Annotated in this window: 11 protein-coding genes and 1 pseudogene; 11 read left to right on the top strand and 1 reads right to left on the bottom strand. The window is 37.5% G+C overall.

The features are described 5' to 3' along the window. From ACU1LP_RS17135 to ACU1LP_RS17105, 7 genes and pseudogenes are all read left to right on the top strand, one after another. Positions 1-516: pseudogene (locus ACU1LP_RS17135) on the top strand (elongation factor 4); the annotation flags it as partial. 821 nt (positions 517-1,337) lie between these two features. After that, complete coding sequence (glgA, locus tag ACU1LP_RS17130) at positions 1,338-2,540, top strand: glycogen synthase (protein ID WP_445734234.1); 1,203 nt, start codon at positions 1,338-1,340, stop codon at positions 2,538-2,540. A 41-nt stretch (positions 2,541-2,581) separates the two neighbouring features. Beyond that, positions 2,582-3,847 carry a glucose-1-phosphate adenylyltransferase gene (locus ACU1LP_RS17125; protein ID WP_445734233.1) on the top strand — a complete coding sequence of 422 codons (1,266 nt, stop codon included), beginning with the start codon at positions 2,582-2,584 and terminating at the stop codon, positions 3,845-3,847. A gap of 264 nt (positions 3,848-4,111) precedes the next feature. After that, entirely contained in the window at positions 4,112-6,049 is a 1,938-nt protein-coding gene (locus ACU1LP_RS17120) for an alpha-1,4-glucan--maltose-1-phosphate maltosyltransferase (RefSeq protein WP_445736871.1), read from the top strand. A gap of 1 nt (position 6,050) precedes the next feature. Next, entirely contained in the window at positions 6,051-7,685 is a 1,635-nt protein-coding gene (locus ACU1LP_RS17115; RefSeq protein ID WP_445736870.1) for a trehalose synthase, read from the top strand. A gap of 3 nt (positions 7,686-7,688) precedes the next feature. Continuing rightward, positions 7,689-9,596, top strand: coding sequence for a 1,4-alpha-glucan branching protein GlgB (gene glgB / locus ACU1LP_RS17110; protein ID WP_445736869.1), 1,908 nt, complete (start codon positions 7,689-7,691; stop codon positions 9,594-9,596). A 142-nt stretch (positions 9,597-9,738) separates the two neighbouring features. Next, positions 9,739-12,138 carry a glycoside hydrolase family 31 protein gene (locus ACU1LP_RS17105; RefSeq protein WP_445732460.1) on the top strand — a complete coding sequence of 800 codons (2,400 nt, stop codon included), beginning with the start codon at positions 9,739-9,741 and terminating at the stop codon, positions 12,136-12,138. A gap of 397 nt (positions 12,139-12,535) precedes the next feature. Here the strand turns inward: ACU1LP_RS17105 and ACU1LP_RS17100 are convergent, their stop codons facing one another. Further along, entirely contained in the window at positions 12,536-14,380 is a 1,845-nt protein-coding gene (locus ACU1LP_RS17100; protein ID WP_445734206.1) for a cation:proton antiporter, read from the bottom strand. A gap of 191 nt (positions 14,381-14,571) precedes the next feature. Between ACU1LP_RS17100 and ACU1LP_RS17095 the strand changes: the two genes are divergently transcribed. From ACU1LP_RS17095 to ACU1LP_RS17080, 4 genes are all read left to right on the top strand, one after another. After that, the gene (locus ACU1LP_RS17095; protein ID WP_445732458.1) at positions 14,572-15,420 is read left to right on the top strand and encodes a universal stress protein; all 849 of its coding nucleotides are present in this window, start codon (positions 14,572-14,574) and stop codon (positions 15,418-15,420) included. Beyond that, on the top strand, positions 15,417-17,615 hold the full coding sequence (locus tag ACU1LP_RS17090) for a SulP family inorganic anion transporter (RefSeq protein WP_445736868.1): 2,199 nt from the start codon (positions 15,417-15,419) through the stop codon (positions 17,613-17,615). The genes ACU1LP_RS17095 and ACU1LP_RS17090 overlap by 4 nt, the downstream gene beginning before the upstream one ends. Positions 17,616-18,061: 446 nt before the next feature. Further along, on the top strand, positions 18,062-18,922 hold the full coding sequence (locus tag ACU1LP_RS17085; RefSeq protein WP_445736867.1) for an MBL fold metallo-hydrolase: 861 nt from the start codon (positions 18,062-18,064) through the stop codon (positions 18,920-18,922). 118 nt (positions 18,923-19,040) lie between these two features. Next, positions 19,041-20,648: a S8 family peptidase gene (locus tag ACU1LP_RS17080; RefSeq protein WP_445734493.1), complete on the top strand. Its 1,608-nt coding sequence runs from the start codon at positions 19,041-19,043 to the stop codon at positions 20,646-20,648. Positions 20,649-20,740: the final 92 nt, after the last annotated feature.

Below are 20,740 nucleotides of genomic sequence, written 5' to 3'. Positions count from 1 at the left end.
GGGCTCGTTTTAAACCAAACATACTTAACACCAGAGCGTGTTGAGCTAACTTTTGAAATGCCCTTGGCAGAAATTGTATTCGATTTTTACGATCGATTAAAAACCGTTTCAAAAGGCTATGCTTCTTTTGATTATCACCCAACGGGGATGAAAGTTTCAAAACTGGTTCGATTGGATATTTTATTGAACGCACAACCGGTTGATGCGCTTTCGGCTTTGATCCATGCCGACAATGCACAAAACATTGGCAAAAAAATGTGTGAAAAATTGCGGGAGTTAATTCCACGCCAACAATTTGATATTCCTATCCAAGCAGCAATTGGAGCAAAAATCATTTCCAGGGAAACCATCAAAGCATTACGTAAAGATGTTACCGCCAAATGTTATGGAGGTGATATTTCGCGTAAACGTAAACTGTTGGAAAAACAGAAAAAAGGAAAGAAACGTATGCGCCAAGTAGGAAATGTTGAAATTCCCCAGGAAGCGTTCATGGCGGTTTTAAAGCTGAACGATTAAAAATCCCTTTGTAAAAAGGAATCTCATAAACAGGAGCAATTATGGTTATGGATTTTGTTCATGTTTGAAGTTTTAATCTTTTACCCTTCCGTCCTGCGGACACCTTCCCTTGAAAAAAGGGAAGGAGTTGTGCAGTGGTTCAATTTAAGTTTCCGTCCAAAACATCCATGTATTCCCGATTTTAAATCTCCTCCTTTTTTCAAGGAGGAGTGGATCTGGTTTCCCCTAAAAGGAAACCAAAGACGAGGTGGTTTTTTTTAAATGAGAGAACTTGTAGTGCAATTCACAAGATTCCTGCCTGCGCAGGAATTACCGCAGGAAGCGTTCATGGCGGTTTTAAAGCTGAACGATTAAAAATTAAAACATACTAGTAATCCGTACTATTCTGGGTTAACTATCAAAATTGGTGTCATAAATTGATTACTGATTATACTTACTTAGAGGCTTCAAAAAAAAATTGAAGCCTCATTCTTTTAATTTATCGCAAACTTTCCTTGAATTATTGAAATTAAAAAGCACTATTTAATACTTTTTTTTACTAATAATTTCGATTATTTCAACATCCGCAGTTTTTTCATCAAAAATGTGAATTCAACAAAGTTATTAACAATATTTTCGTAAGTTTATAAAAATAGTAAGCGTAATTTATTATTTCATATTTCTGACCAACACGTATTGTTTCCATAAAATTGAAACTTAAATTTTAAATGCTCTCCAAACCATTTAAAAATGTTGATTAGTATATGAAAAAAAAGTGCCAACTATGGGGTTTAATATCCTGATAGTAAAACTATTATTGAATAATTTTTGAAACTATTTTAATGAAAGTACTTTTTTTTACAAGAGAATTTCCTCCTTATGTATATGGAGGCGCTGGCGTTCATGTTGAATATTTGGCAGCAGAACTTGCAAAACTGATGGAAGTTGACGTAAGGTGCTTTGGCGACCAAGTGGAAGATTCAGCAAATTTAACCGTAAAAGGCTATCCTTTTGATAATCCTGCCTTTAAAGATGCGGACGGAAAGTTGAAATCCGTTTTCCAAACCTTGAGTACCTGTCTGCAAATGAATACGGAATCCATTGATGCCGATGTTGTGCATTGCCATACGTGGTACGCTCATTTTGCCGGCATCTTTGCAAAATTATGTTATGGCACGCCCTTGGTAATCACAACCCATTCACTGGAACCTTTAAGGCCTTGGAAGCGCGAACAATTGGGCCGCGGCTACGATGCCTCTTCTTGGGTAGAAAAAACCGCCATTGAAATGGCCGATGCCCTTATCGCTGTTTCCGAAGAAACCAAAGAAGATATTATCAAGCATTTTGATGTGGATGAAAAGAAAATACATGTTATTTACAACGGCATCAATCTGCAACAGTATAATGTCACTTCAAAAACCTCCACGCTCGATGCGTATGGCGTGGATAAAACCAAACCTTATGTGCTTTTTGTAGGTAGAATTACGAGACAAAAAGGAATCATCCATTTGGTAAACGCCATAAAATATATTGAGCCCAATACCCAAATAGTACTATGTGCCGGTGCTCCGGACACCCCGGAGATTGGCAAAGAAATGGAAGCTGCTGTAAACCAAGTAAAAAAGACGCGCAGCAATATTATTTGGATCGATAAAATGGTGACCAAGGAAGAGGTCATCCAATTGTATTCCCATGCCGATGTGTTTTGTTGCCCTTCCATCTATGAACCTTTCGGAATTATAAACATTGAAGCCATGGCTTGCAACACAGCGGTGGTTGCCAGTGCTGTTGGTGGTATTAAAGAAGTGGTGGTACATGGCGAAACCGGTCTTTTGATTCCTTTGGAACAACAAAAAGAAGCACCTTTTGAACCTATAGATCCTGATAAATTTTCAAGGGATTTGGCTGATGGCATCAATAAAGTAATCAACAATAAAACTTTAAGGGAAACCATGGCAAAAAATGGCAGAAAACGGGTTGAGGATTATTTTGATTGGATTGCCATTGCAAAACAAGTTGAACACCTATACAAATCTTTGATTTAAAATTAAAAAATTACATACTATTAACTCTAAAACGAACTAAAATGATAAATAACAAAGTTTTATCCATAATTTTAGGTGGCGGCCAAGGCTCCAGACTTTATCCTTTAACAGAATCAAGATCTAAACCCGCCGTACCTATTGCAGGAAAGTATAGATTGGTTGATATTCCTATTTCCAATTGTATCAATGCCGATATAAAGCGCATTTTTGTGTTGACACAATTCAATTCGGCTTCATTAAATAGGCACATTAAGGATACCTATCATTTTAGTTTTTTCAGTAGTGCATTTGTAGATGTATTGGCAGCAGAACAAACCCCCTCCAACAAAGGCTGGTTTCAAGGCACTGCCGATGCGGTAAGGCAAAGTATGCACCATTTTTTAAGATATGATTTTGAGTATGCGCTCATCCTTTCGGGTGACCAATTATATCAAATGGACTATGATAAAATGATAGAGGCCCATGAAAAAAGTAAGGCGGAAATTTCCATTGCAACCATTCCCGTAAACGCCAAAGACGCCACATCCTTTGGTATTTTAAAGGCTAATGACGAAAACGTAGTGACGTCATTTATTGAAAAACCAAATACGGATTTATTGCCAGAGTGGACCTCGGAAGTTAGTGACGACATGAAGCACCAAGGGCGCCATTATTTGGCATCCATGGGTATCTATATTTTTAACCGAGACCTTTTGGTGGAATTGATGAACGATCCGTCCACCATAGACTTTGGTAAGGAAATCATTCCACAATCCATAGAAAAACATAAAACATTAAGTTACCAATACGAAGGGTATTGGACCGATATAGGAAACATTGATTCCTTTTTTGAAGCTAATATTGGCCTTACCGATGATATTCCAAAATTTGATTTATACGATAAAGCAAAACGTATTTATACCCGTGCCAGAATGCTGCCAACTTCCAAGATTTTGGGCACCACACTGAACAAAACCATCATTGCCGAAGGTTGCATCATCAGTGCCGGTAAAATTGAGCAATCGGTTATTGGGGTGCGTTCTAGAATTGGTAAAGAATCCACTATTATCAATACCTACATGATGGGTTGCGACTATTATGAAACCCTGGAGGAAATTGAGAATTATAAAATAAATATCCTTATGGGTATTGGCGAACGCTGTTTTATTAAAAATGCCATTATTGATAAAAACTGTCGCATTGGTGATGATGTAAGAATTAATGGAGGGAAACATTTAGAAGACAAAGAAACCGATATGTACGTGATTAAGGAAGGTATTGTAGTAATAAAAAAAGATGCTACCATTCCCGTAGGCTACATTATTTAGCCCATGATTTTCGAATGCGAAAGTATTTTCCAAAAGAACTCATCTTGACTTTTTGTTTTTGGCCGAAAATGAGTTGATCCCGATAGATATCGGGAGTTCAGATGAGACTGTTTTTGAGAGGCATAGCATCGCTACGAATAAGAAAATAGACGAAATATGGGCGAATTTCAGCCATTTTTTAGGAAACACAAAAAGGCAAGATGAGTTCAAAGTAGTAAACCAACAATTTACTACTTTTACTGTCTTAAAACCAACTAAAAAACAATGCAAGACCAAAGAAGAGTTGTCATAGATTATGTATCGCCCAGTATCAATGGGGGCGATTTTTATATAAAACGTGTGGTTAACGAAATAGTTAACATCAAGGCACATATGCTCGCAGACGGCCATGATGTGCTAGGAGCGTCGATTTTATACAAGCATGAAAATGAAAAAAAATGGCGAGAGAATCGCATCCATCTCGTTATAAATAACGAATGGGAAGGTTCCTTTTATGTTGAAAAACAAGGTTTTTATACCTATAAAGTTGAAGGTTGGGTAGATTATGCCTTAAATTGGCAACATGGTATTGAACGAAAAATTGCCGATAGCCAGCATGTAAGCACAGAACTGCTTGAAGGAATAGCTTATATAAATGAGGTTCATGAAAAAGCATCCCAAAACGATCAATTGTATCTAGACCATTTAAAGAATATCTTTGTTGATCAAAATAAGTATGCCGAAGCCATAAAAGAAGCCACCAGCCAACGTCTTCATCATATCTTTTTCAACCATCCACAAAAAATATTAGCAAACACTTCAAAGGAATACCGCGTTTACGTAGATAGAAAAAAGGCGCGTTTCAGTACCTGGTACGAATTTTTTCCGCGTTCTGCTTCCCAGCATCAAGGCGTTCATGGCACCTTTAAAGATTGTGAACGTTTGCTTCCCAGAATTGTAAAAATGGGCTTCGACACCCTGTACTTGCCTCCTATCCACCCCATTGGAGAGGTTAACAGAAAGGGCAAAAACAACACCACCACTACTGCCGAAGGCGATGTGGGGTCCACTTGGGGCGTTGGTTCGCACCATGGCGGGCACAAAGCCATCCATCCACAATTGGGCTCCTTAGATGATTTTAAAAGCTTGATCCAAAAAGCCAAAGAACAACATATTGAAATTGCCATGGATTATGCGTTGCAGGCAGCTCCAGACCATCCTTGGGTAAAAGAACACCCGCAATGGTTTAAATGGCGACCGGACGGCACCGTGCAATATGCCGAAAATCCTCCTAAAAAATATCAGGATATTTTACCAATTTACTGGGAAACAGAGGATTATAAAGCACTTTGGAATGCGTGTTTGGATATTTTACTATATTGGATAGATTGTGGCATTAATATATTTAGAGTTGATAATCCGCATACCAAACCCTTCTATTTTTGGAACTGGATCATTTCTGAAGTAAAAGCAAAACACCCCGACGTTATATTTTTAGCCGAAGCATTTACCGCACCAAAAGTGATGGCACAATTGGCAAAACAAGGCTACACACAATCGTACACCTATTTTACATGGCGAAACAATAAACATGAACTCACCGAATATGTTGAAGAATTAACAAAAAGTGAACTTCGTGAATATATGCAGCCTAATTTTTGGCCCAATACGCCCGATATCAATCCCTATCATTTACAAGGATCCAACGAATCAAAACACATCCAACGCTATGTTTTGGCGGCTACCTTAAGCTCTAGCATTGGGCTTTACGGTCCCGTTTACGAATATATGCGAAGTGACGCACTTATGGGTCGTGAAGAATATTTAAACTCAGAAAAGTTTCAAATAACGCATTACGATTGGACCATTGAAAATAAACTGATTGCGGTTATTTCAAAAATAAACCATATCCGTCAACAAAATGAAGCGCTTCAACAAACCAATAATATCAAATTCTGCTATGTAGAAAATTCAAACCTTATGGCGTTTTATAAATGGAATGGGGCCAAAACAAACGAATTGCTTATCATCATCAGTTTAGATGCTTATAACTTGCAACAAGGCACCGTTCAACTTCCATTAAAAGAATTGGGCATTCATGCGGGCCATAACATAGAACTTACAGATTTAGTGACCAACAGCCATTATAATTGGCCCAGCGAATGGAATTTTGTAGAGTTACATCCTACATTACCGTTCCATATCTTTAAGATACATAAATAATATGCTTAAAGAAACGTCTATAAATGAATTGAAAACGACCTACGATTTTAACGAATCGTGGGAAGAGTTGTTGGGTAACAACCATTTCGTGAAAATCTTTCTATCGGATGTTTTAGAAGCTTATATTGTTAAACAGCGTTGGTTTGGTGGTAAGGCCAGCACCATAAAATACATTGAATTAGCCGAATATTTTAAAATCCAGCAACATGGCGAAATTTATTTTGGCTTACTTTTAGAAGTTCATTTCGTGGAAGCTTTTTACCAACATTACTTTTTGCCCATAGCCTTTGTTACCGACGAAAACTTTGCCCCACAAGATAGAATCCTTGCCATTAGCATAAAAAACCAAAAAGGATTTATTATTGATGCTATTAATTTAGAAGCGTTTAGAAAATTGGTGTTTGAGCGGATTGCCAATTCTTTACCAAAGGACACTACGAAAGTTCAATACCATAAAAGCCATTTTTTTACTGATGTCCTATACAGATCCTCCCGTTTTATGGGGTTGGAACAAAGCAACACGTCGTTGGTTTACAATGATGAAAAATATGTGTTGAAATTTTTTAGGCGTATTTTTGCCGATAAAAATCCCGATTATGAAATGAGTCGGTTTTTATCCGAAAAAAAAGAGTTTAAAAACACCCCTTCCTATCTTGGAAGCATCAATTTAGTGGATGCAGACAATGATTACATTACCATTGCCTTGATGCAGGAAATGGTGCCAAACCAAGGTGATGCATGGCATTTTATGCTGAAGGAATTGAACACTGTTTTTTCGAACATCAAGCTAAAAGAAATCAATATAGCCATACTTCCAGAAACAGAAGTATTGCAACGACTCGCCATACAAGATGTGCCCCCACAAATTATAAATTGGGTAGGATTAGATCTTTTCACTAAAATTCAAACCTTGGCAAAACGTACTGCGGAAATGCACATCGCATTGGGATCTGAGTTTGAAGAAACCGCTTTTACACCTGCCCATTATAATGGAGATTATGATGTATGGTTGAAAAACCGAATGATTTATCAGTTTCAAAACAGATTGAACACCATTGAAAACAATCTTCATAAATTGGATGGGTTGGCCTTACAATTGGCACAAGAATTCTTGGATAAGAAAAATACCATCAGAAAACGGTTCACCGCTTTTGATTGGACTAAATTAAAAGGCGAGCGTATTCGCGTTCATGGTGATTATCATTTAGGACAGATTTTAGTAAAAGACGACGATTTTTATATTTTGGATTTTGAGGGCGAACCCGAAAGCACCATTCGCGACAGGAAAGTAAAACAACCACCGTTAAAAGATGTTGCAGGATTGTTCCGGTCCTTCCATTATGCCATTTACGCCACCATTTTCAATAATAAAGAGCAGTTCAGCGACCTGGCCCAAGAAGATTTATTTAAAGCAGGCGAAATACTTTATGGCTACATTACAGGCGTGTTTTTAGGTACTTACGTTACCGAAACACAAAATGCCAATTTAAACTTAGGATACCATCAAGAACGCATTTTCATATTAAAATACTGCTTGTTGGAAAAAGCAGTTTACGAATTGGGGTATGAACTTAATTCGCGCCCACAATGGGCAGTCATTCCTTTAAAAGGGATTTCTAATATTATAAACCACTAATTTATGGCTCAAGTACAAGTTTACAGTCTATTTACAGAATTCGATATCAACCTTTTTAAAGCGGGAAAACATTACCGGCTTTACGAAAAAATGGGGTCGCACCTAGTAACCGTCAACGGCATTGAAGGCACCTATTTTGCTGTTTGGGCACCCACGGCTAAACAAGTTTCGGTTATTGGCGACTTTAACTATTGGATGGAAGGCGAGCACCAATTAAATGTTCGTTGGGATTCCAGTGGTATTTGGGAAGGTTTTATCCCTTTGGTAACTAAGGGCAATATCTATAAATATAAAATCCAGAGCCATAACAATGATATAAAGACCGAAAAAGCAGATCCTTATGCGCGCCGATGCGAACATCCACCAAAAACAGCATCCATAGTTTGGGACGATACCTACAAATGGAAAGACAAAGATTGGATGAAAAAGCGTAAAAAACACAATGCTTTAGATGCGCCTTATTCGGTTTACGAAGTCCATTTAGGGTCTTGGAAACGCCCTTTAAAAGAAGATCGATTTTTGTCGTATTATGAATTGGCCGATGATTTGGTTACCTATGTAAAAGACATGAATTTTACCCACGTGGAATTGATGCCTATCATGGAATTTCCTTATGACCCTTCTTGGGGCTACCAATTAACAGGCTATTTTGCACCAACATCCCGTTTTGGATATCCTGAAGAATTCAAATATTTAGTGGATAAGTTACACCAAAACGGCATAGGCATTATACTCGATTGGGTGCCTTCCCATTTCCCGGAAGATGCCCATGGTTTAGGATTTTTTGACGGCTCCAATTTATACGAACATCCCGATAAGCGCAAAGGCTACCATCAAGATTGGAAAAGTTTGATATTCAATTATGAGCGTAACGAAGTAAAATCATTTTTAATAAGCAATGCTGTTTTTTGGATGGATCAATACCATGCAGACGGATTGCGTGTGGATGCGGTCGCTTCCATGTTGTTTTTAGATTATTCAAGGGAAGATGGCGAATGGGAACCTAATATTTTTGGCGGAAGGGAAAATTTGGCTGCCATCGATTTCCTTAAAGAATTAAACCAGGAAATTTATGCGTCGTTCCCCGATGTACAAACCATTGCCGAAGAATCTACGGCCTTTACTGGGGTATCAAAACCTGTGTTTTTAGGAGGTTTGGGCTTTGGAATGAAATGGATGATGGGTTGGATGCACGACACGCTGGAATACTTTGGCAAAGATCCCGTTTATAGAAAATACCACCAAAACGACATTACTTTTAGTTTGGCTTATGCGTTTTCCGAGAATTTTATGCTTCCACTATCGCATGATGAAGTGGTGTATGGAAAAAACTCCATTTTAGGCAGAATGCCAGGGGATGAATGGCAACGTTTTGCAAATCTGCGCTTGTTGTTTGGATACATGTTTACGCATCCCGGAACAAAATTAATGTTTATGGGTACCGAGTTTGGCCAATACAACGAATGGAACTTTCAAGAGAGCTTAGACTGGAATTTGTTGGAATTTGAACCCCACAAAAACTTCCAAAATTATTTTAAAGCATTGAATGCGTTCTATAAATCGACTCCGGCGCTTTTTGAAAAGGCATTTTCAGTTGAAGGTTTTGAATGGATCAGTTACGATGACCATGAAAATTGTGTGATGTCTTATATGAGAAAAGGCTATGAACCTGAAAACAATGTGGTGGTAGTGTGTAATTTAACCCCAACCATCAGAGAAAATTATGCCATAGGATTGCCAAACAAAGGAAAGCTTGTTGAAATTTTCAATAGTGATTCCACCGAATATGGCGGTTCTGGCGTTTTAAATGCCAAAGAAATAGCCATAAAAAAAATACCTTGGCACGGAAAAGGTTTTTCAGCAGAAATTACCTTAGCACCATTGGCAGTCAGTGTCTTTAAGTTCAATTAAACCATTTTTAATGGAATATATGCAATTATAAGCTTGATGTTTTGAGCTTTACACAATAATTATGTCTTATTTTTAATAATAAAACCTCTTTAAAAATTGCGAGATTTACTAATTTCGTCAATTAATCAACGATTTAATTTACATGATATTAAATACTGAATTAGAATACAAGGGAGACCTGTTCCCATCAAATATAATTTCTTACGAAAAAAACGTAGATGTTCTCTCATTTTCCAGCGCTAATAATGTGATTTTACAAATAACCGTGGTTCGCGACAGTGTTTTAAGATTTAGATATACCACGACATCGCTTTTTGACAAAGATTTTTCGTATGCTATTACCAAATATGCCAATAGAGGCTACAACGTACTTGAGGTAAAAGAAGAGGATGATAAATACATTATTTTAACCTCAAAACTTAAATGCCATGTGTCAAAAATAGACCTTAGAACGTCTATTTACGATGTTAAGGACGATACCCTGATTTGCGAAGACGAGTTGGGTTTCCATTGGGAAGAAAGCTATGAGTTTGGTGGCGATATTGTTAAAATGTCCAAAACATCCCAAGAAGGCGAAAGTTATTTTGGATTGGGCGATAAACCTGTAGATAACAACCTAAAAGGGAAACGTTTTGAAAACTGGGTAACCGATTCTTATGCTTACGGCAAAAATACCGATCCCATTTACAAAGCCATTCCTTTTTACACGGGGCTTCACCACAAAAAATCCTACGGCATCTTTTTTGACAACACATTTAGGTCTTATTTCGATTTTTGCCATGAACGTAGAAATATAACTAGTTTTTGGGCTCAAGGTGGTGAAATGAATTATTATTTCATTTATGGCCCGGGCATGACCGAAGTAGTTGCCAATTATACAGATTTAACGGGCAAACCCCATCAACTACCTGCTTTATGGACTTTGGGGTACCATCAATGTAAATGGAGTTATTATCCGGAATCTAAAGTAAAAGAGATTACCAATAAGTTTAGAAAGCTAAAAATTCCTTGTGATGCCATTTATTTGGATATAGATTATATGGACGGGTTTAGATGTTTTACCTGGAATAAAGAGTACTTCCCAGATCCCAAACGCATGGTAAAGGAATTGGCTGATGATGGTTTTAAAACCATCGTCATTATAGATCCGGGCATTAAAATAGATAAAGAATACGATGTTTTTAATGAAGGGTTGGAAAAAGGCTATTTCTGCCAACGTGCCGATGGGGCTTACATGAAAGGTAAAGTATGGCCCGGGGAATGTTATTTCCCCGATTTTACAAACCCGAAAGTGCGCGATTGGTGGTCCAATTTATTTAAAGAACTTGTAGAGGATATAGGCGTTAAGGGTGTTTGGAACGATATGAACGAACCCGCTGTTATGGACGTTCCCGGTAAAACCTTCCCGAACGATGTACGGCATAATTACGATGGAAACCGCTGTAGCCACCGAAAAGCGCACAACATATACGGGATGCAAATGGCGCGCGCTACCTATCAAGGCTTAAAAAAATTCTCATATCCCAAAAGACCTTTCGTCATTACAAGAGCCGCTTATTCGGGTACACAACGCTATACCTCTAGTTGGACGGGAGACAATGTGGCTTCTTGGGAACATTTAACAATTGCCAATATACAGGCACAGCGTATGTGCATGTCTGGTTTTTCGTTTATTGGATCGGATATAGGTGGTTTTGCTGAACAGCCTAATGGCGAATTATATGCGCGTTGGATACAATTAGGTATCTTTCATCCGTTTTGTAGAACACATTCCTCTGGCGACCATGGCGACCAAGAACCTTGGGCTTTTGGTAAAAACATTACCAATGTGGTACGTAAATTCATTGAATTGAGATATGAGCTTCTTCCTTATTTATACACCGCCTTTTGGAGATATACCGTAGAAGGTATTCCCATTCTAAAATCCTTGGTTTTGTTCGATCAAGAAGACCAACATACGCATTATAGAAATGATGAGTTTATTTTTGGTGAAAAAATATTGGCTTGCCCTATTACAGAACCAAATTCTAAAGGACGGCGCATGTATTTCCCAAAAGGGAACTGGTACAATTTATGGACCGATGAACTGGTTGAGGGCGGACAAGAAGAATGGGTTGATGCCGATTTGGATTCTATGCCCATATTCGTTAAAGAAGGCGCTATTATCCCCAAGTTCCCAGTGCAACAATATGTAGGCGAAAAGGAAATTGAGGAAGTTACCCTGGATGTTTACTTTAAAAGAGGAAAAGAAACCTCCCAATTATATGACGATGCCCATGATGGATACGATTATATTAAAGGCCGATATAGCTTAAGGGATTTTACCGTGATTGGTAAAGAAAATGGATTGATCATTCAACAATACAAATCCGGTAAGTACACGGCGCCCTTTGATAACTTTAAAATTAGGTTACACGGTTTACCCTTTAAAGTTACTAAAGTTGAAATTGACAAAGAAGGTTTCCTTTGTGAAGATTTGAAAACCAATGGGGAAACTTCCTTTACGGTTAACAAAGATTTTACAGAGCTTCATATTATGTAATTCACAACACCAGGGCAAACGCATACTCTGTAAAAAAAACGCCACGAATATACTAATTTTTCATTGAACTCATCTTGACTTTTTGTTTTTAACCGAAAATGAGTTGATCCCGATAGATATCGGGAGTTCAGATGAGACTATTTTTGAAAGGCATAGCATCGTTACACATAAGAAAATAGACGAAATATGGGCGAATTTCAGCCATTTTTTAGGAAATAGAAAAAGTCAAGATGAGTTCATTATAATAAATGAATACAACAAAAATCTATATATTTTTTTATTCGTGACAATTATCTTTACATCGAATTTTAGTTTTATTCGTGCATTCGTGGCAAATAAAAAGTGCTATTTTACCCTGTTAACAACGTCCATTTTATAGTAAAGGCTGTCTGAAAATCTATTTTTCAGATGGTCTTTCTATTTTTATTTGCTTCCCTAAATAAACCAATTGATATCCTTTTTCCATTTTATCCACAGCTTTATTATGGGATGGGATGATTTCTAAAAAACCTTCCTTATCTTTTAAAAAAAGCGGAATAATATCCTTGTCATTATTGGAAATCCCAATTAATTCTTCATAATGTTCCCGGTCTCTCAATTCAATTTCATTGATTTTTGGGAATTTCCTGGCAACTTCGGTCAACGAAATATAATCATCGGTATGCGAAAACAAACCTTCTTTGGGGCTGTTATCCGGGTTTCGCATTTCTTCCAAATTAATCAACCTAAACGAACCACTTTCACCAAATTGGTGAGAAAACTTATTAATGGCATATTTGTTAATATCCGAACTCCCCGTCATGGCCATTAAATAGCCCACATCGTTCAGCTCTATATTATCGTCTAAGGTATCCGAATAAATATTAACATTTATAGCTTCAAGACCTTCTTCTTTAGCTAATCTAATATTGGTAGGGTTACTGTCAATTAACACCACATGTCTGCCATTGTCTTCTAAATAACTGCCAATAAGCCTAGAGACCTGTGAAGCGCCCACTATTAAAATACCTTCGGACCGCTTAAGAAAAACACCTATTAATTTAGCAAAAGGTCTAGCTGTGGTGGCATTGAGCAATACAGTGCCCAAAACTATCATAAAAACCAATGGGGTAATATATTCAGCATCAATAATGCCTTTTTTGGCAAGTGTTAACCCAAATAAGGAAGCAATACCCGCGGCAACAATTCCTCTAGGACCTACCCAGCTGATAAAAAGCTTTTCATTGAATTTTAATGTGGAATTATGGGTGCTTATAAACACCCCTAGGGGGCGAATTAAAAAAACGACCAAGGCGAATAGTATAACGGCATTCCAATTATAAACTAACAATAAATCTTCTATGTTGATGTTTGCGGCAAGCAGAATAAATAAAATGGAAATTAATAATACACTTAATGATTCCTTAAAATAAAGAAGTTCTTTTAAATAGGGCGATTTAGAGTTCCCTAATACCATGCCCATAACCACCACAGCCAATAAACCCGACTCATGTGCAAAAGCATCGGACAAAATAAAAACACCCAAAACAGTAGCCAAGGCAAATACGTTTAACAAATAATGTGGTATCAGCTTTTTGTTTATTGAAAAATTTAGCGCATGGGCAAAAGTAAATCCGAATGTGGAACCAAATAGTATAATTTTACCAAACTCAATCAAAGCTGTTTTTGTAAACTCGCCCCCACCTTCAATACTAATAAATTCAAAAACAAGCACCGCAACCAAGGCACCAATGGGGTCAATTAAAATACCTTCCCATTTTAAAACCGCCGACACATCTTTTTTCAAAGGAATGTTTCGAAGGATGGGTGTAATAACCGTGGGGCCGGTAACAATTATCAACGCTGAAAACAAAAAAGAAATCTCCCAACTTAAATAAAATATATAATGGGCAGAAATGGCGGCGCCAAAAAATGTTACCAAAGAACCTAATATAATCAATTTAGTGATAATGGGTCCAACATTCTTAATTTCGCTCAATCTTAAGGTTAAACCTCCTTCAAACAAAATAATACTGATAGCGAGCGACACAAAATAAAACAGGCTTTCTCCAGGAAAAAGACCTTCTTTTCCATTCCAAATAGGCTCTATCCATTTGGTGCCGTCTTCAGACAGGAATTCAGAAGCCACGGGCCCAACCAATAAACCAATTAAAATTAACGGCAAAATAGCTGGTATTTTTAATTTCCAAGCCACCCATTGTGCCAATATGCCTAAAATAATGATGCCTGCAAGTTCTAACATAAAAACAATTCTTTTTTAAAAGCCTAAATTTAAGTAAAAACAGCCTATTGAACGACTTTAAATGGTATTGTTATTCAAATTTTACCTGAAATACGCCCATACCTCGATGGGTTTCAATTTCTTTTCTATAACGGCATCATGTTTTTTAAAAAATACTATCTTACGGGTTTTAGAAATTAATCGCATAACCAGTGTCTTTAAAACCATTTAACAGTATTGGAATTGGGGTGGCATTTTCGCCCAACTTAAAAGCAAACTTGTTTGAGGCGGCTAGACTTGCCCTTTTTTTTGATTCTAAATTATTCTTGATCCATGTTGGTAAGGCTTCCGAAGATAAAATAAAAGCACTTAAAATTATTTTGGCGCCTTTTAAAAAAGACCCATTGGATTATGAAGTTGTTTTTAAACTTGGAAATCCGGTGGATGTTATTTTAAATGCAACCCTAGAACACAAAATTGATTTATTGATTCTAGGTGCTGTGCAACGCGAACGTTTTTTAAAATATTACGTCGGCTCCATTGCCCGGAAAATAACTCGAAAAGCAAAATGCTCGATTTTATTGTTGATAAAACCCTCTGTGGAACGGGTGCGTTGCCAACACATTGTGGTAAATGGATTAAAAGATCCCAAAACAGAGCAAACCATAGCTTCGGCATTTTATGTTGCAAAACAACTTCAAGCTGAAAAAATCACAGTAGTTGAAGAAATCAATCAGGATGAAATTAAAGTAAAAGTGGATGATGATGTATCATTGCGCCGTTCCAATATTATAAAAGAGCGCATCCGGCTTAGGGAAAACGCCAGAATAAAAGATATCATTACACATATACCCAAAGAATACACTGAAAATGTGGTCATAAAATCACAGCCCATTTTTGGGAAGCAAGGATATTCCATTGGGCATTACGCACAAATTTCGCGTGCCGATCTATTGGTTATGAACGCACCCACAAAAATGACCTTTTGGGACCGTTTATTTCCGCATGACATAGAACATATTTTAACCGAATTACCAACCGATGTACTAATCCTGCAATGAGCCCTAAAAAAAACAGCCTAAAGGGTTTTTTTAGATCCATCCCTAGAAATATATTCTCTGGTTTTGTGGTCAGCCTTATTGCATTGCCATTAGGGTTAGGGTTGGCCATGGCGAGTGAGGCACCACCCATTTCGGGTATTATTGCTGCGGTTGTAGGGGGTATTGTGGTGGCTGTTTTTGGCGGGAGCCATGTAACCATTACCGGTCCTGGAAATGGCATGGTGGGTGTGCTTTTAGTAGCAATAACAACGCTTGGTATTGAAAGTGCCTATGCCGCCGTTATATGTTCGGGCTTGTTGATATTGCTTCTCGGGTTTTTAAGAATGGGGAAGTTGGCAGATTTTTTTCCATCTTCTGCCATTCAAGGGATGCTAGCTGCCATTGGGCTTATCATTCTTGGAAAGCAGTTTCATATTATGTTTGCCCATAAAATTAAACGGGAAGACACTTTGGACTATCTTTTTGAAACGCCCATCACCATAAACGATGTATTGCATTATGAAAATGAAGGCCTTATCTATGCTGCTTTGGCGGGTGTTTTGGGGTTGGCTATCATGGTGTTTTATTCCAAAATAAGAAATAAGTATCTGCAACTTATACCTGCCCCTATGTGGATCGTGATTTTATCCATTGGTTTTAGTTATTATTTTGAATTGGTTTTGCATGAGGAAAACCCCATTGCCAAACAATACATGATTTCTGGGATACCCACTTTTCAGGACATTGTAAACGACATCCATTTACCCCAATTTAAACGCATTGGCAGTCTTCCGTTTTGGGGCAGCGTATTTGCCATTACCCTTATAGCCAGTATAGAATCGCTTTTAAGCATCAAAGCCGTTGATAAACTGGACACCGAAAAAAGAAGATCGAACGTCAATAAAGATCTGAAAGCATTGGGTTTAGCCACCATGGTAAGTGGTTTTTTAGGAGGTCTTAATGTGGTTACCGTTATTGCCCGAAGCTCGGTTAACGTAAATAATGGCGCCACAAACCGTTCTTCAAACTTTTTTCATGCTACGTTTTTAGTATTGTTCATCGTTTTGTTCAGTACCCAATTAACCCGAATACCACTACCCGCGCTTATGGCCATATTGGTATATACGGGGTATAAATTGGCGTCGCCCAATGTAATAAGAAAAATATTTTATATTGGTAAAGAGCAGCTCATCATCTTTTTTGTAACACTTTTGGTAACATTAAAAGTAGGCTTGATTACGGGCATATTAGCAGGTGTTGTGGTCACGTTAATCATTCATATTGTAATAAATAAAAGTATTTCGCTGTTTGCCAGAAATGTATTAAAACCCAATGTTTTGATGTATCGAGAAACTGAAGGACAGCACAACTTCTACGTAAGTGTTAAGCACTTTTGCAGTTTTTTGAATTATTATAAACTGAAAGACAAACTGGATGCCGTACCAGAAAATCAAGATGTGATTGTCGATTTTTCGTTGTGCAGTTTTGTTGATGATACGGTGATGGAAAATATAAGTCGCTATCAAGAACTTTTCAAAAAACGTGGTGGCCATTTTGATGTTATCGGGTTGGATATGCACGATACCGATTCTGAACATCCTTTTGCGTTAAGGCGATTGCTACCCGTGCCAAAGATTATTAAACACAATTTAACGCGTCGGCAAACAAGTATGGAAGCTCTGGCAAGTGATTATGAGCTGACTTACCATCATAGAAATCAAAAGGATATTGACTTTTTAAATAATTTTCTGTTTTTCAATACCAAGACCATCGATCATATTTACAATGTTTTAAACTATGGGAACAATGCGATAACCCTGTTCGATATCGAATTTTCAGAAGGCGAATTTATAGCGAAAGAGGTCATTAGAACCACCATGCTGCATATCAATCTTAAAAAATCGATTCCCGAATTTACTTTGGATAGAGAGGGGTTTTTGGAAAAAGTGTATGCCTTTGCTGGATTTAAGGATATTCCCATTAAAAACCATACCGATTTTTCCAAAAGATTTTATTTGTTGGGCGATAATGAAACAGAAATAACTTATTTTTTTAATGACGAGATCACGCACTTTTTTGAAAGCAATCCTTATTACCACGTCGAGTCCAATGGCGAAGCATTATTGGTATTCGGGAAAGAGCGTTTAGCGAGTGTAAAAGAGATAAAAGCACTATTTGATTTTGGTAAACGTTTGCAGGAGGTGGTTGGTGATTGAGTTATAAGGTTATTGGGTTATTTGTTATTTAGTTATTGGGCAATAAGGTTTATGAGTTTATTTGTTTATGGCGTTATTGAGTTATTTAGTTTGAACCAGGGTAAACGTATGAGTAAAAAATCAACCGCAAATTCGCAGATTTTTTATTTAAAATTTATATTTTATTAATAGTTGAATAATAAATTTGTGCAAATTCCGCTTGAAGCGGTCTATTCACAATCAAAATTAATTAAAAAATTAGCGACACGAGCCTGAAAGTGCGAACTGGCGAAGCAATTAGCGGTAAATAAACTCATGAGTTTGGCTTTTAGTTTGAACACCTAAAAAACTTAATAACCAATAACGATTCTATCTAAAATAAAAAATCCTGTAAATCACGTCCATACTCTTAACAAAATCTTAATTTTCCCATAAAATCCTAACGCTTTTCATAATTTTACAGCCCTATGAATTTATACCCAATACACGCAGGCAGTTTTAAGCTTGATGGTGGTGCCATGTTTGGCGTAGTACCTAAATCGATTTGGCATAAAACCAATCCCGCCGACGCCCATAATATGATAGACCTTTGTGCTAGAAGTTTGCTCATTGAAGAAGGCAATCGCCTCATTTTGATCGACACGGGCATGGGAAACAAACAATCGGAGAAATTTTTTGGCTACTATCACCTTTGGGGACACCATACTTTAGACAAATCGTTGAAAGATCATGGGTTTCATCGGGACGATATTACCGATGTGTTTTTAACACATTTGCATTTTGACCATTGTGGGGGAAGCATCCAATGGAACAAAGACAGATCAGGCTACGAATCGGCATTTAAAAAGGCTCATTTTTGGAGTAATGAAAATCATTGGCATTGGGCAACCCAACCCAATAAACGCGAAAAAGCATCGTTTTTAAGAGAAAACATCATCCCAATACAAGAAAGCGGCCAACTTAAATTTACCCGTATTCCATCAGGCGATACACTTATAAATTCCGAGCTTGGTTTCGATATTTTTTTTGCTGATGGACATACCGATAAACAAATGATCCCTCTTATAAAATATCAAGACAAAACCATTGCTTTTATGGCCGATTTGTTGCCAACCGTAGGGCATTTGCCCCTGCCCTTTGTGATGGGTTACGATACCAGGCCCTTATTAACCTTAGACGAAAAGGAGAAGTTTCTTGATTTGGCGGCAACCCACAATTATTATTTATTTTTAGAACATGATGCCCACAACGAAATTATTTCTGTGGCCAAAACCGACAAAGGGGTCCGATTAAAAGACATCTATACCGCAAAGGACCTATTTCAATAAAAAAGAGTGACTAATTCAAATACATACAAATGAAACGAGCATGCTAAATTTTTATATCCTAACGGGATATTTGATGGCGAATAGCATGTGCCCATTAAAAAACAATAAACACAAACACATGAAAACAATTAAAACAACGATGCTAACGGCTATGTTAGCAATATTACTTTCTGGCTGTGGCGGAACTGCCAATATTATTGCAACTCCGGTTGAGAATATTGACAATATGCCTTTAAAAGTTTCGGATTTAACCGAAAGTGAAAAACAAAATTGGGGCCATTTAGACTTGGTAAAAGATACCATTCCTGGGATGAGCGTTGATAAAGCCTACACAGAAATCATTAAAAACAAAAAAGGAAATACGGTTATTGTAGCGGTTATCGATTCTGGTATTGATATTGACCACGAAGATTTAAACGATGTTATTTGGACCAACAAAGGTGAAATCCCGAACAATGGAAAAGACGATGATAATAATGGTTATATTGATGATGTACACGGTTGGAACTTTTTAGGAGATGGTTACAACGAGCAATTGGAATATGTACGTATACTGGCTAGCGGAGACACTAAAAATCTGGATTACGCTAAAGCGGAAGCCCTATACAATGAAGAATACCAAAAATGGATGGGTAGAAAAACGCAATACGACCAAATTTACCAACAAATAAAATCTACAGACGAGATGCTTACCAAACATTTCGGTAAAAAAAATTACACCAAAGAAGAGGTAAAAGCTATAAAAACCGAAGACCAAGCCTTACTGCAAGCGACGCAAGTGGCCAACTATATGTTTAGTAATGGTATGGATTCCATGGCAGATGCTTTAAAGGAAATAAGTGAGGACTTAGAGAGTATTAACGACCGTTTAAACTATAACTTGAACAAAACCTTTAAAGGGCGTGTAAACGGTGATAATCCTGATGATATGTCCACTAAATATTACGGGAACGGCAACGTAAAACCGGTAAAGAAAACCGAAAGCCATGGTACACACGTCGCAGGTATTATTGCTGCAGAACGCAACAATGGCAAAGGCGCCAACGGGGTAGCAAATAATGTGAAAATTATGGTAGTTCGTACCGTGCCCAATGGAGATGAGTACGATAAAGACGTGGCATTGGCCATACGTTATGCCGTAGATAATAATGCCAAGGTAATCAATGGAAGCTTCGGTAAAAGTTTTTCACCGCATAGCGATTGGGTGCGTGATGCCATTGCCTATGCCAGTGAAAAAGATGTGGTAATTGTTCATGCCGCAGGAAATGATAGTGAAAATGTGGATGTAGAACCTAATTTCCCAGATGATAATGTTAACGGTCAAGAAATTTCAAACACCTATATTAGAGTAGGTGCGTTAGAGCCTAAATATGGATCTAACTTGGTAGCGAGCTTTTCAAACTACGGAAAACAAAATGTGGATGTGTTTGCTCCGGGCGCCAAAATATATTCCACCACTCCAGAAAACGAATATGATACTAAAGGAGGGACTTCTATGGCGGCGCCTGCAGTGGCAGGTGTAGCGGCATTAATACGTTCATATTACCCAACATTAACCGCAGCACAGGTAAAACAAATTATTATGGATTCTGGTTTGGCCATTAAAACCAAAGTAGTGGTTGGTGGCGACACCAACAATGTAAAACCTTTTGCCGATATTGTAAAATCCGGGAAAATCGTGAATGCCTATAACGCTTTGATTATGGCGGCACAAATGGCTAAATAGAATTATAACTAACTATTTAGTACATGACAAAAAAAGATGTTTCATTAAAATAACTATTAAAGTTGACCCCTCCGCCTATCGGCACCTCCCCT

The sequence above is a fragment of the Mariniflexile sp. genome, from assembly GCF_052728615.1.
Note: the sequence above shows the minus strand (reverse complement) of the source record. Positions and strands in the feature narration are given on the sequence as shown.

Bases quoted from the DNA above. Each gene is read 5' to 3' on its own strand.
- glgB (WP_445736869.1), top strand. From the start codon at position 7,689: ATGGCTCAAGTACAAGTTTACAGTCTATTTACAGAATTCGATATCAAC.
- ACU1LP_RS17115 (WP_445736870.1), top strand. From the start codon at position 6,051: ATGCTTAAAGAAACGTCTATAAATGAATTGAAAACGACCTACGATTTT.
- glgA (WP_445734234.1), top strand. From the start codon at position 1,338: ATGAAAGTACTTTTTTTTACAAGAGAATTTCCTCCTTATGTATATGGA.
- ACU1LP_RS17080 (WP_445734493.1), top strand. From the start codon at position 19,041: ATGAAAACAATTAAAACAACGATGCTAACGGCTATGTTAGCAATATTA.
- ACU1LP_RS17090 (WP_445736868.1), top strand. From the start codon at position 15,417: ATGAGCCCTAAAAAAAACAGCCTAAAGGGTTTTTTTAGATCCATCCCT.
- ACU1LP_RS17105 (WP_445732460.1), top strand. From the start codon at position 9,739: ATGATATTAAATACTGAATTAGAATACAAGGGAGACCTGTTCCCATCA.
- ACU1LP_RS17120 (WP_445736871.1), top strand. From the start codon at position 4,112: ATGCAAGACCAAAGAAGAGTTGTCATAGATTATGTATCGCCCAGTATC.
- ACU1LP_RS17100 (WP_445734206.1), bottom strand. From the start codon at position 14,380: ATGTTAGAACTTGCAGGCATCATTATTTTAGGCATATTGGCACAATGG.
- ACU1LP_RS17085 (WP_445736867.1), top strand. From the start codon at position 18,062: ATGAATTTATACCCAATACACGCAGGCAGTTTTAAGCTTGATGGTGGT.
- ACU1LP_RS17125 (WP_445734233.1), top strand. From the start codon at position 2,582: ATGATAAATAACAAAGTTTTATCCATAATTTTAGGTGGCGGCCAAGGC.